The sequence below is a fragment of the Rhizobium sp. AN80A genome, assembly GCF_030053015.1.
GTDB classification, from domain to species: domain Bacteria; phylum Pseudomonadota; class Alphaproteobacteria; order Rhizobiales; family Rhizobiaceae; genus Rhizobium; species Rhizobium metallidurans.
The window spans coordinates 2304440-2316279 of the sequence record NZ_JASJPX010000003.1 but is presented as its reverse complement, the minus strand read 5'-3'; the positions used below and the strand labels follow the sequence as shown (position 1 = coordinate 2316279).

Annotated in this window: 8 protein-coding genes and 3 pseudogenes; 4 read left to right on the top strand and 7 right to left on the bottom strand. The window is 63.9% G+C overall.

The genetic code is table 11. From position 1 onward, the window contains the following. Positions 1 to 10: 10 nt before the first annotated feature. Complete coding sequence (locus P3R82_RS23040) at positions 11 to 766, bottom strand: ABC transporter substrate-binding protein (protein WP_283195464.1); 756 nt, start codon at positions 764 to 766, stop codon at positions 11 to 13. Between the two features lie 182 nt (positions 767 to 948). Between P3R82_RS23040 and P3R82_RS23035 the strand changes: the two genes are divergently transcribed. Together P3R82_RS23035 and P3R82_RS23030 are read left to right on the top strand one after the other, a co-directional pair. Next, complete coding sequence (locus P3R82_RS23035) at positions 949 to 1449, top strand: Rrf2 family transcriptional regulator (RefSeq protein ID WP_283195463.1); 501 nt, start codon at positions 949 to 951, stop codon at positions 1447 to 1449. A gap of 21 nt (positions 1450 to 1470) precedes the next feature. After that, entirely contained in the window at positions 1471 to 1932 is a 462-nt protein-coding gene (locus P3R82_RS23030; protein WP_283195462.1) for a carboxymuconolactone decarboxylase family protein, read from the top strand. A 56-nt stretch (positions 1933 to 1988) separates the two neighbouring features. Here the strand turns inward: P3R82_RS23030 and P3R82_RS23025 are convergent, their stop codons facing one another. From P3R82_RS23025 to P3R82_RS23015, 3 genes and pseudogenes are all read right to left on the bottom strand, one after another. Then, the gene (locus tag P3R82_RS23025; RefSeq protein WP_183901504.1) at positions 1989 to 2573 is read right to left on the bottom strand and encodes a transglycosylase SLT domain-containing protein; all 585 of its coding nucleotides are present in this window, start codon (positions 2571 to 2573) and stop codon (positions 1989 to 1991) included. Positions 2574 to 2704: 131 nt separating this feature from the next. After that, on the bottom strand, positions 2705 to 3508 hold the full coding sequence (locus P3R82_RS23020; protein WP_183901505.1) for a TIGR02186 family protein: 804 nt from the start codon (positions 3506 to 3508) through the stop codon (positions 2705 to 2707). Further along, positions 3508 to 4429 (bottom strand): annotated as a pseudogene (locus P3R82_RS23015) (sulfite exporter TauE/SafE family protein). Before P3R82_RS23015 ends, P3R82_RS23020 begins: the two are co-directional and overlap by 1 nt. A gap of 316 nt (positions 4430 to 4745) precedes the next feature. On the opposite strand from P3R82_RS23015, the gene P3R82_RS23010 reads away from it, so the two are divergent. After that, on the top strand, positions 4746 to 5330 hold the full coding sequence (locus P3R82_RS23010; protein ID WP_283196409.1) for a DUF922 domain-containing protein: 585 nt from the start codon (positions 4746 to 4748) through the stop codon (positions 5328 to 5330). Positions 5331 to 5346: 16 nt separating this feature from the next. On the opposite strand, the pseudogene P3R82_RS23005 reads toward P3R82_RS23010, so the two are convergent. Together P3R82_RS23005 and P3R82_RS23000 are read right to left on the bottom strand one after the other, a co-directional pair. Continuing rightward, positions 5347 to 5975 (bottom strand): annotated as a pseudogene (locus P3R82_RS23005) (TerC family protein). Positions 5976 to 6101: 126 nt separating this feature from the next. Continuing rightward, entirely contained in the window at positions 6102 to 6566 is a 465-nt protein-coding gene (locus P3R82_RS23000; RefSeq protein WP_183901508.1) for an Rrf2 family transcriptional regulator, read from the bottom strand. 118 nt (positions 6567 to 6684) lie between these two features. On the opposite strand from P3R82_RS23000, the pseudogene P3R82_RS22995 reads away from it, so the two are divergent. Then, a pseudogene (locus P3R82_RS22995) lies at positions 6685 to 7585 on the top strand (NAD(P)/FAD-dependent oxidoreductase). A gap of 100 nt (positions 7586 to 7685) precedes the next feature. Here the strand turns inward: P3R82_RS22995 and P3R82_RS22990 are convergent. Further along, positions 7686 to 11489, bottom strand: a complete 3804-nt coding sequence (locus P3R82_RS22990; RefSeq protein ID WP_283195461.1) for a peptidoglycan-binding protein — start codon at positions 11487 to 11489, stop codon at positions 7686 to 7688. Positions 11490 to 11840: the final 351 nt, after the last annotated feature.

The following is an 11840-nucleotide window of genomic DNA, read 5'->3' as shown; positions in this document are numbered from 1 at the left end:
ACGCGATCGATCAGTAGATGTCGAAGGGGAAATACTGCTTGGTGATCTTCTGGTAGGTGCCGTTGGCAACCAGCGCGTCGATCGCCTTGTTGAAGCGCTCCTTCAGCTCGGTCTCGCCCTTGCGGATGCCGATACCGGCCTGCGTCTCTGTTCCGGGCACGTCGCCGAGAAGCTTGCAGCAATCCTTGCCGGCCTTGTTCAGCCAGTCGACGACCACGAACTTGTCGGAGACCAGGGCATCGGTGCGGCCGTTCTGCAGGTCGGCCACGGCCTCGTCCTGTGTCGGGTAGAGCTTCGCCTCGGCGCCGCCCTTGGCGTAGACGTCGCTGGTATAATTGGCCTGCGTCGTGGATGCCTGAGCGCCGACCACCTTGCCCTTCATGTCCTCGACGGAGACACCCTTGATCGGGCTGTCCTTGGGCACGGCGACGGCAAGCGGCGTCGTGTAGTATTTGTTGGTGAAGTCGATCTGCTTCTTGCGCTCCTCGGTGATGCTCATCGAGGCGATGATCGCGTCGTATTTCTTGGCGAGCAAGCCGGGAATGATGCCATCCCAATCCTGGGCGACGATCGTGCACTTGGCCTTCATCTCCTCGCACAGCGCCTTGGCCATGTCGACGTCGAGCCCCTTCAGGCTGCCGTCCGATTCCACGTAGTTGAACGGCGGATAGGCGCCCTCGGTGGCGATCCGGATGGTGTCTTCGGCCGACGCCAGATGCGCCGTGGCGAGAAGTGCCACGGTCGTGAGGAGGATCGTCTTCTTCATTGATGTTCCCTTTTGAAGTGTTTTTGACAATGCAACCTTAGCTGATCCCGATCGCTTCACAAGCCTTCGCTGAATAAGCCCAAAGTCTACCGTCCCGCGCGCAATCGCGGCGCCGCGGAAAGAGGATTGACGCGCAGAATAATCATGGATATATTTTATCCATGAATTGAGGAGCCGGTCACATGAAACTCGGAGACGGTGTGGAACAGGCCATTCACAGCGTGGCGATGCTTTCGGGTCTTTCCGAGGGTGGCGTGCTGTCGGCCGCAGCACTCGCGGAGTTTCACGGCGTCTCGACGAGCTATCTTCTGAAGCACCTCCAGGCGCTCTCCGGCGCCGGCATCCTTCATACCGTACCCGGCCCGAAGGGCGGCTATCGCCTTGCGAGGCCGGCAAAGAAGATCACGCTGCTCGATATCGTGCTCGCCGTCGAAGGGCCTGCACCTGCCTTTCGCTGCAACGAAATTCGCCAGCGCGGGCCGAACCCGGCGCCGGACCGCTTCTTTGCCAAGCCGTGCAACATCTCGGCGGCGATGCTGAAGGCCGAGCGCGTCTATCGCGCCGAGCTTGCCAAGACCACCATTGCCGATCTCGGCGCCGAACTGGCGGAGATCGACGACGGGACGATCGCAGCCAGAAGCTGCGCGTTCCTGGAACTGCATGAACGTCGAACGGCTCGCTGAGCCATCAAAGGAGAAAGTGCCATGCAACCGCGTTTCAATTTCGCCAAGGCCGCACCCGAAGCCTACAAGGCCGTGCTCGCGCTCGAGGATTATGTGCAGAAGTCCGGCCTCGAACGCCGCTTCATCCACCTGATCAAGCTGCGGGCCTCGCAGATCAACGGCTGCGCCTATTGCGTCGACATGCACGTCAAGGAAGCCCGCCATGACGGCCTGAGCGAACAGTGGATCAACCTCATGTGCGTCTGGCAGGAATCGCCGGTCTACGACGAACGCGAACGCGCGCTGCTCGGCTGGGTCGATGCTGTCACCAAGGTCGCCCAGACGGGTGCGCCCGATGCCGACTATGAGGCGCTGAAGGCGTATTTCAGCGAGGCCGAGATGATGAACATCACGGTTGCCATCGGCGCCATCAATGTCTGGAACCGCCTGGCCGTCGGCTTCCGCGCCCAGCATCCGATCGACAAGACGGCCAGGGCCGCCTGATATCGATGTGAATGTTTACAGGGCCGGCGGCGATCGCCGGCCCTTTGTCATTCAAGTCAGCTGCAGCCGCCCTGCAACTGCTGCTGATAGGTCGCCGCCATGTTGGAGAAGCGCTGCGCCGTCTTCTGCAGCTTCGGGTTCGAGCGCCAGTCGCCGCGCATATATCCCTTCGGACCGGAATAGTAGGCGAGGTAGAGGCTGTAGGCGTCGTTGAGCTGGATGCCCGTCGTCTGGCTGTTCTGCGAGTGATACCAGCCGATGAAATCGATCGCGTCGGCGAAGTTGGTGCGCCGCGCGCTCCAGTTTCCGGTTGCCGACTGGTAGTGATCCCAGGTGCCGTTGAGCGCCTGCGAATAGCCGTAGGCGGTCGATTGCCGTTTCCACGGGATGAAGCCGAACAGCTTCGTGCGCGGCGGCCGCGCATTCGGCTGGAAGCCCGATTCCGTGTACATCGTCGCCATCAGGATCGGCACCGGCACGCCGTATTTCTTCTCGGCCTTCTCGGCGGAGCGCTGCCAGCTGGTGAACACCCCGTCGCGCTGGTCGAACACCGCGCAGATGTTCCGGGTCTGTTTGGGCGCGGTCGCGCAGCCGGCAAGCACAGCCAGCATGGCGACGGCAAGGAGAGTACGGATACGCATGACTGAAACCTCTCGACGTCGGAGAGATTACTAACCGGTAAATCTTAATGGTCGGTTTTTAGACAATGACGAAGCCGTGATCATCTTGTGGCGAGAGCGGGGCGGGGCTCGCCGTCGCCGGAAAAGACCGATTACTCCTTGCGGAACATCACGCTGGCGCCCCAGCCGGTAACGACCGCCAGAAACACGGCGAACAGGCCGTAGAGTATGGGCTGCTCGTGCGCGGCATCGGTGATCGTCTGCTCGATGCCGGTCTTGATCACGCGCAACGGCGCCGATTTCTCGGTGACGAACTTGCCGCTCTTGAACAGATAGGCGCGAACCGTATGCACGCCGTTCGGAATGTTGGCGGGCAGTCGCAGGCTGGCCTTGAACAGGTTGGAGCTGACGAAGCGCACGCCGCTCGGATCGCGGACGTAAAGGCCGCTGCGTTCCTGCAGCCGACGATAGGCATCGCGGAATTCGCCGACATTGCTGGCATTGCCGAGAAAGCCCATGGGCGTCAGCGGAATGTGGTCGATGCCGATGCCGCGATCGGTCAGATCGAGCGGCGTCGTTACATCGTTGAGCATGCGCGAGCTCGACATCGAATAGGAATTTGGCACCGTCTCGAATGTCATCGAACGCGTGTTGACCCAGATTCCGAACACCCGTTCCTTCTTGCGCACGGTGGCATTGTCGCGCGGGCCTTCCAGCACCACGACCACGTCATATTGGCCAATCGCCAGCAGCAGGCTGTCGGTATTGGTCAAGGCTCCGAAGATCGTCAGATCCGCCCCGTGAAAATCGGAGGTGATGGCGATCTCGCTGGTCGAGGTGCCGATTTCCAGCCCTTCGGCAATCGGCTGCGTTGCCTGTCCCGGCAGCAGCATCTGCGCGCCGGCGGCCGTTGGCAGCATCAGGGAGAAGAGCAGGGCACGCAGCAGACGACGCATCAGTTGCCACCTATCGCGACCGAATATATGTCGCTCGGTGTGACGACCAGCGCGACGGCCAGGCGAAGGCCGACGGCCAGAACCAAAAGGCCGAGCAGCGCGCGCAGCTGTTCACCGCGCAGCTTCTGGCCGACGCGGACGCCGTATTGCGCGCCGATCACGCCGGCGATCATCAGGATGAAGGCAAGCACGATATCGACCGAGAAGTTGGTCGCTGCCTGCACCACAGTCGTATAGGCGGTGACGAAGATGATCTGGAACAGCGAGGTCCCGACGACGACGTTGGTCGGAATGCGCAGCAGATAGATCATCGCCGGCACCATGATGAACCCGCCGCCCACGCCCATGACCGACGTCAGGATGCCGATGCCAAAGCCGAGCGCTATGATCGGGATGACGCTGAGAAAGATCTTCGATTTCTTGAAGCGCATTTTCAGCGGCAGGCGATGAACCCAGTGGTGATGCCCCGGCCGGCGCGGCGCCGGCGGAATGTTCTTCGACGCCCGCCGCATGGCGTTGATGCTTTCAAACAGCATCAGCCCGCCAACCGTACCGAGGAAAAGCACGTACATCAGCGAGATGATCAGATCGAGCTGACCGATCCGGCGCAGCAGCGAAAACACCCATATGCCGACTGTCGCGCCCGCCAGGCCGCCCACCAGAAGCACCGAGCCGAGCTTCACATCCAGCGTCCCGCGCCTGAAATGGGTGAGTGCGCCCGAAATCGACGAGGCCACCACCTGGTTGGCGCCGGTGGCAACGGCGACGACGGGGGGGGATGTTATAGAAGATCAGAAGCGGTGTGATGAGAAAGCCGCCGCCGACGCCGAACATGCCGGACAGGAAGCCGACGGCCGCACCCATGCCGAGGATGATGAAAATGTTCACCGACAATTCTGCGATGGGCAGATAGATTGTCACAGCCGACCCCGATTTGCGCACGACCCCACGGGCCGTTGCCTTCCCCACATCTTGTGCGAATGAGACACCCTAGCCTGAAATCGTTGCGATAGGCTTTCGATCAGCGACACCGTGTCTCCTCAATACGCGAAGAATTCTGATTAATCAGGCTTTTTTCAGGTTTTGTGACAATCGCGGCACACTGTTCGCCGCAAGTGCCAAGGAGGGTGGTGAAGATCGGCCGAACGTCCGCTGGCACGATTGAACGGCGACGGGCGGCTCTCTAGATTGGCCGCGCCAACGAGATACGGGGGACCATGTGAGATCAGCGATCCGAATGTTGATGCTCGGCGCGCTGATCGCGTCGGCGCCGGCCGTGGCATCGGCGCAGTGGAAGCCGGTCGAAGACGTGCGCAACTATGCCATAACCGGCACGACCGGCGCCGAGCTCTACCGCTCGATCGGCGAGCGCGGTCCCGAGGTCGGCGGTCAGGCGCGGGTCATCGCCCACACCACCTTCAAGCTGACATGGACGCGCAAATACGAGCGGCAGCCGGATAACGCCTGCAAGCTGACGGTGGCCAGGCCGAAGCTGACGATCATCTACACATTGCCCAAGCCGTCTTCCCGGCTCTCGCCATCGGTTCAGGCCGGTTGGAACAGTTTCATAGAAGCCATCCGCACGCATGAGCGCGTGCACGCAGACACCATCGTCGACATGGTGAAGGAGATCGAGACGCTGAGCCTCGGCTTTTCCGCGCCCGACGATCCCGACTGCGGCAAGATACGCGCCAATCTCACCGAGCGCCTCGGCGAGATATCCGCAAGGCAGCGCCAGCGCGGCCGCGATTTCGATAGAGTGGAGATGAGCGACGGCGGCACTGTGCAGGCGCTCATCCTGAAACTCGTCAACGGCCCCTGAAAAGGGGCCGCGGGCGTCAGCCGCCGGTTGCCGCTGCCATGTACGGCCAGACTTCCAGCGTGCCGCGATAGATCATGTTCAAGGCGACATAGAGGATGATCGCCAGGCCTACATAGGCGATCCAGTGATAGCGGTTGAGGAGGCGCGCGATGAAGTTTGCGGCAATACCCATCATCGCGATCGACAGGATCAGGCCGATGACCAGCACGGTCGGATGTTCGCGGGCCGCGCCGGCGACCGCGAGCACGTTGTCGAGCGACATCGACACGTCGGCGATGACGATCTGCGTCGCGGCCTGGAAGAAGGTCTTGCGCGGCGCCTGTGTGCCCTCGCCATTCTGCCCGTCGGCGTCCTGGGCGCTGTTGGCGCGGATTTCCCGCCACATCTTCCAGCAGACCCATAGAAGCAGGATACCGCCTGCGAGCAGCAGGCCGATGATTTCAAGCAACTGCACGGTGACGCTGGCAAGCGCGATACGCAGCACGGTGGCGGCAATGATGCCGACCAGAATGGCCTTCTTGCGCTGATCGGGGGCAAGGCCGCGGCCGCGAGCCCGATCACGACGGCATTGTCGCCGGCCAGGACCAGGTCGATGACGATGACCTGCAGAAGCGCCAGCAAGCCGGCGGATGTGAATATTTCCATGATGCGATAAATCCCTGCGCTGCCCGAAGCCTCTCCCCGGCGTCGCCAAGGCTTAAATGATCGGTCGGCAATGGATCAAGTGCTGTCGGCCAGCTTCCGCAAAAGATCCGCGCCTTTCGCGTAAATTCAGGCGGATGCCGATTGTTCCGTGTGAATATTGCATCGCCCCTCCGGCATGCGCCGGTCGAAGTCGGCCGCGATGTCGGCGATGGTGATGGTGCGAAGACGCTCGAGCAGCAAGGCCTCGGCCTCCTTCAGCGCATCGCCGAGTTTCGCATCGACGGCCTGTTCCACCAGGCATTCCGGTTGATCGACCGATGGTCCGATCGCAAACAGCGGCGGCTTGCCGATCGCTTCGTAGATGTCGAACAGCGTGATCTGGTCGAGGCCGCGGGCGAGCTCCCAGCCACCGCCATGCCCCTGCTCGGATCGGACATAGCCGCTGTCGCGCAGGCCCGCCATGGTCCGCCGGACGACGACCGCGTTGGTGCCGAGCATTTTCGAAATGGTTTCCGATGTCGCGCGCTTGTAGTGCCGGTCCATGTGGATCAGCACGTGCAGCATACGCGAAAGGCGGCTGTCGCGTCTCATTCGCTTACTCCTGTTGCGAGCAATGTAGCGCCGGCGATCATTTGTAACAAGATAGGTTACGTGTCTTGACGACAGGCTTTTATGTAACATATGAAGATGCGAGAGATAGGAGCACGTCATGATTTACGATGTCATCATTGTCGGCGGCAGTTTCGCCGGCCAGTCCGCCGCCATGCAACTCGCCCGCGCCCGCCGCAACGTGCTGGTCGTCGACGGCCGCAAGCCGCGCAATCGCTTCGCCGCCGCATCCCACGGCTTTCTCGGCCAGGATGGAAAGGCACCCGAGGCGATCATCGCCGAGGCCTCACGCCAGCTCGCCCTCTACAGGACGGTGACGCAGTTGGAGGGCGAAGCGACCGACATCGGCAGGGAAGGGGATGTGTTCTCGCTGACGCTTGCCGATGGCGAAACGCTGCGCGCCGCCCGCGTCGTTCTCGCCACCGGCGTTCGCGATGAGCTTCCCGATATCGATGGATTGCAACAGCGCTGGGGCAAGACCGTGATGCATTGCCCCTATTGCCATGGCTACGAAGTCGCCGACCAGCCGCTTGGCGTGCTTGCCGGCGGCCCGATGTCGGTTCATCAGGCGCAGATGATCCCGGACTGGGGGCCGACCACCTATTTCACGCAAGGAGAATGGGAGCCGGATCCCGAGCAGGCGGCGTTGCTCGATGCGCGCGGCGTCACCATTGTCCGCAGCCCGGTCGTCGAGTTGCTGGGAGAACAGACCAAGCTGGAAGCCGTCCGGCTCAAGGACGGCCGCGTCGTGCCGCTCGGCGGCCTGTTCGTCGCGCCGAAGACGCATCTCGCGAGCCCCCCTTGCCGAGCGGCTCGGCTGCGCGCTGGAAGCCGGTCCCACCGGCCCCTTCATCCGCGTCGCCAATTTTCAGCAGACCACGGTCAAGGGCGTCTATGCCGCCGGCGATGCGGCGGTCGCGATGGCCAATGCGACCATGGCCTCGGCCGCGGGCGTGATGGCCGGCGTTGCCGCCCACCGCTCGCTGATCATGCCGGACTAAACCCACACCGGCGAAAGGCATTTGGTCAGGCGATCTTCAATCAAACGAAAATCCCCCGCGAACGACGGTTCGCGGGGATGTGTAGCGAGCCCTTGTTCGATCAGGCCTTGGTCGACGGCGCCTTGTTGCGTTCCAGCAGCGCCTTGACGGTCGCGTCGTTGATCTTGCCGCTCGGCTCCTGGCCGATCGACTTCTGGAAGCTCTTGATCGCGGCAACCGTCTTGGTTCCCATTTCACCGTCCGGCTGGCCGGCGTCGAAACCGTTATTGTTCAGGATCGCCTGGATGTTGCGGATCGCCCGCTTCATGTCGACGCTGGATGTCTTGATGCCGGCGCCGGTGCCGGCCCATTCGTCAGGAACCTGGATGCCGTTGGCCTTGTTGTCGAGCGGCTCGGCCTTCCACAGATCCGCCTTGGCGCGGGCCTTTTCCAGCTGATCCGGCTTCATGGCATTTGCCACTTCGTCGCGCTTCTGCGAAGCGTCCTTGTCGCCGCCCTTGGCCGCGATCGCGAACCACTTGTAGGATTCCGTCAGGTCCTGCGGCACGCCGTTGCCGCGAGCGCACAGGATCGCCAGGTTGAACTGGCTGTCGGTGATGCCGAGGTTGGCGGCCTTTGTGAACCAGTTGGCCGCTGCCGAATAGTCCTGCTGTCCAAGCGCGCCGGAGGCGTAGAGCACGGCGAGATTGTGCATCGCGTTCGCGTTGCCCTGGCTCGCGGCTTGTTCGTAGAACTGCTTGGCCTTGTCGGCGTCGCGGGCAACGCCGTTGCCCTTCTCGTACATGCTGCCCAGGCGGTATTGCGCCGGGGCGAAGCCCCTGTCGGCCGCCAGCTGATACCAGTTCAGCGCCTGGTTCGCATCGGCGGTCACGCCCGCGCGGCCTTCGCTGTAGCGTGCGCCGATTTCAAACAGCGCCAGCGGATCGCCGGACTTTGCCGCATCCGAAAGCGACTTCGGCTGGATCGTGTCGGGGACGGCGATCTCGGCGGTCGGCGCCGTCGCGGCTGCCGATGGTGCCGGGTCGTTGGCGGTGAATGCCGATGTGTCCTGCGGAGCGCCGGAAGGCGAGAGCGTGCCGCTGCCGCCGAGCGGTGCGGCTTCGGTCAGGCGCTCGGGCGTGCCGGGCTCGGTCGGCGCCGGCGCGGTGTCCGCCGTCACCGGCGGGGTCTGCGTCGAGACGGAGGGTGCCTCCGGCGCTGCGGCGACGGGCGCCGAAGGCTCTGGCGCGGTTTCGCTGTCGGCCGGTAGAGTTCCGTTCTGTCCGTCGGTGATCGTCGCCACTTCCGCGGTCGGCGCGGGCGCGCCCGATGTCAGCGTGCGGGCAAGCGGAAACGCCATGATCGCCAGAAGCACGGCGCCGACGGCAAGCAGGATCGGACGCCGGAAGCGCGAAAACGCGCTGCCCTTGCCTGATTCCCTGGTCGGGTCCTTGATCTTCGCCTTCTTCTCGCCCTTCACCGACGCGGTCTTGCCGCTGGGGTCGACTTCGAGAGCGGCAGCCTGCGCGGCACGGCGGGCGGCCGCGATATAGTCGGCGCGATCCGTATCGCTTTCCGGTTTCGGATTGGTGCGGGCCGCGTTCTGGCTGGCGCGGACGCGTTCCAGGATCTTCTTGACGTCGGGTGCGCCGGAACCCGGCTCCAGCGGTTCGTTGGCCGCTTCCGCCGGCATCACGTCAACAGGATCGATCGACGGAGCCGGGTCGATGACGGCGCGTTCGCCGGTCTTGGCCTTCTTCGACGGCAGCAGGCGCTTGCCGAGGCTGACGAGCAGGCTTCCCTTGGCGGCTGCGGCGGGCTTGCTGGCGGCCTCGATGGCAATGGCGCTGGTGTCGGATGGAGCGATCGCGGGTGCGGCCGGCTCTGGCGTGGTTTCGGTCTTGCGCACCGCTTCCGGCACGCGTGTGCCGAACACGGCGGGCCTCTCGGTCTCTTCGGCGCCGGCCTGCGTCATCGCATAGGGATCGACGTTGAAATCGACGTCGGCGGTCGGCATCCGCGCCGGCGGACGGGCCGTGCGGCTTTCCATGTCGTCCAGCCGGTCGGCGATGTGCACCAGCGTCTCGTGCAGCGCCTGGAAGGTCTTGTGCGTGCGCTCCTCGCCGCTGCGGCTCAGATCCTCGAGATGGCGCAGATCGGCCGCCAGCGCGTTGAGCGCCGACATGTCGACGCCGGCACCACCGCCCGCCAGGGCGCCATTGCGCGAATAGGCCTCGACAACCGCTTCAGCCGCCTGGCGGGCGGCTTCGACGATATATTCGTCGCTGGTCGCCATATAGTCTTCGATCGCGCCCATGCGGCGGTCGAAATCGATGGCGATCTCGGTGCTCGGGCGCGGCTCGCTCATCAGCGCGGAAAGATTGGCGATCTGGTCTTCCAGGTTGCGCAGCGCATTCGCGTCGGTCGCGGGCGCTGCCGAGCTTTCGTCGAGACGCGCGGCGATATCGCTCAGCCGGTCCTCGATGCGCAGGAATGCGGCGTCATCGACAGGGGTCTGGATCGCCTGCTGCGGCTGGAATTCCATCTCGTCGATGCGGCGGGCGAGATAGTCTAGGCGCTGCGCCAGCGCGTCGTTGACGGCGCCGTTCTCCAGCGCGTCGATCTTGCGCGAGATATCGGCGAGCGCGCCGGTCAGTTCCGGCTGCGGAGCGGCCCGCTGGCTCTTTTCGAGCAGGAAGGCCAGATGTTCGAGCCGTTCGTCGAGCCGCGACGTGGCCTCGGCATTGGCGACTTCCTCGACACGCGCGGTCAGGGCTTCCAGCCGTTCGGCGAGACCGTCGGCCGGGCTCGCGCGGCTTGCCACGCTCTGGCCCATCATCTCGATCTGTTCGGCAAGGCCGCTCAACCGTCCCTCGAGGCGGTGCATGGCGGCCGGGTCGCCCGACGTCGCGGCGCGGCCGGTCGCGGCGATCGCGCGGCTGATTTCGTCGAGGCGGCTGTCCATCGACGCGAACTGCTCGGACATCGCCCGGTCATGCGGCTGGATCATGCTGCCGAACTGCTCCATCGCCGTGGCGATGGAGATGAGCTTGTCTTCGAGTGCCTTGACGGCCGGGCTCTCGCCCATGCCGCCGATATGGCGCTTGATATCGTCGAGGCGGTAGGCAAGCGCCACCAGCTCTTCCTGCAGGCCTGACGTGTCGAGCGCGTGCAACTGGTTTTCGAAGCCGTCCCAGCGCTGGTCCATGTGGCGCAGCGAATCCTCGCGCGCCAGCCCGTCCATCAGCGAGCGCAGGTCTTCGAATTCGCCGCGCAGGCCATGGGCTTCCGAGGTCTCCGAGCGCGCGGCCAGATGGTTGATGCTGTCGGCAAGCCGGCTCATGTCGGCATGAATGTCTTCGGCGAAGGGGCGGTCGGCGGCCGTCGCCTTGATCTCGCGCAGTTCGCCGCGCAGCGCGTCCATTTCCCGGGCAACCCCCTCGGAGATATCGCGCTTCAGATCCTGGCGCAGGCTGACGAGCGCCTGGGCGATTTCCGTCATCGTGTCTTCGGCACCGCGCTGATGGGCGACGGGTGCCTGCGGCGGCTGGACGGCCGCGCGCGGCTGCGGCGCTGGCGTGTGTGCGGGTGCCGGCTGGGCCGCATAGGCCGTCGCCTGTTCGCGGGGTGCGTAAGGAGTGGTCTCGCGGGCGGCACGCTCGCGGCTTGCGTCCAGCATGCGCTGGCGCTGGCGGATCTCGGCGAGCGGATCGGGACGCGGCTCGGCGGCGGCGTATGGCGCGCGCGGGGCGTAGCTGGCGGGGGCGGGTTCGCGTTCGGGCGCCGGCGGGCGATTGCGCTGCTCGCGCACCCCGCTGCCGATCAAGCCTTCGATCCGTGCTTCCAATCCCTCGATCGTGCGGTTCAGCGCGTCAAGCGACGCCCTGTCGGAAGGCCGGGGAGAATGTGATCGCGATCCGTTCATCTTCTTGCTCGCTTATCTGTTCGCACCCTCGTCAGGGCCGATCATTGGCTTTTCCGTCAGAGCCGCAACGAATGCGGATCAGAGAGCATCGTCCATAAGAGGATATTCAATTAGGCTTTCCTCAAGCTGTACGTGTGGCGCGCATTCCATAAAACGCGAGACTTGAAAGAAGGAATGCAGGACACCAATGCTCAACCGTCACCTTTCACGGAACGTGGTAAATAACCCGTTAACCGGTGTGGAGATTTTTTAACTTTTGCGGGTGCCACGGCCGATTTCGTGCCGAAACCGGTCTTCTAATGTACAAGCAGGCTCAGGCGGATACCACCGCTGCCGCCGGGTGTCGGCCGA

Bases quoted from the DNA above. Each gene is read 5' to 3' on its own strand.
- P3R82_RS23025 (WP_183901504.1), bottom strand. From the start codon at position 2,573: ATGCGTATCCGTACTCTCCTTGCCGTCGCCATGCTGGCTGTGCTTGCC.
- P3R82_RS23000 (WP_183901508.1), bottom strand. From the start codon at position 6,566: ATGAGACGCGACAGCCGCCTTTCGCGTATGCTGCACGTGCTGATCCAC.
- P3R82_RS23020 (WP_183901505.1), bottom strand. From the start codon at position 3,508: ATGCGTCGTCTGCTGCGTGCCCTGCTCTTCTCCCTGATGCTGCCAACG.
- P3R82_RS23010 (WP_283196409.1), top strand. From the start codon at position 4,746: ATGTTGATGCTCGGCGCGCTGATCGCGTCGGCGCCGGCCGTGGCATCG.
- P3R82_RS23035 (WP_283195463.1), top strand. From the start codon at position 949: ATGAAACTCGGAGACGGTGTGGAACAGGCCATTCACAGCGTGGCGATG.
- P3R82_RS22990 (WP_283195461.1), bottom strand. From the start codon at position 11,489: ATGAACGGATCGCGATCACATTCTCCCCGGCCTTCCGACAGGGCGTCG.
- P3R82_RS23030 (WP_283195462.1), top strand. From the start codon at position 1,471: ATGCAACCGCGTTTCAATTTCGCCAAGGCCGCACCCGAAGCCTACAAG.
- P3R82_RS23040 (WP_283195464.1), bottom strand. From the start codon at position 766: ATGAAGAAGACGATCCTCCTCACGACCGTGGCACTTCTCGCCACGGCG.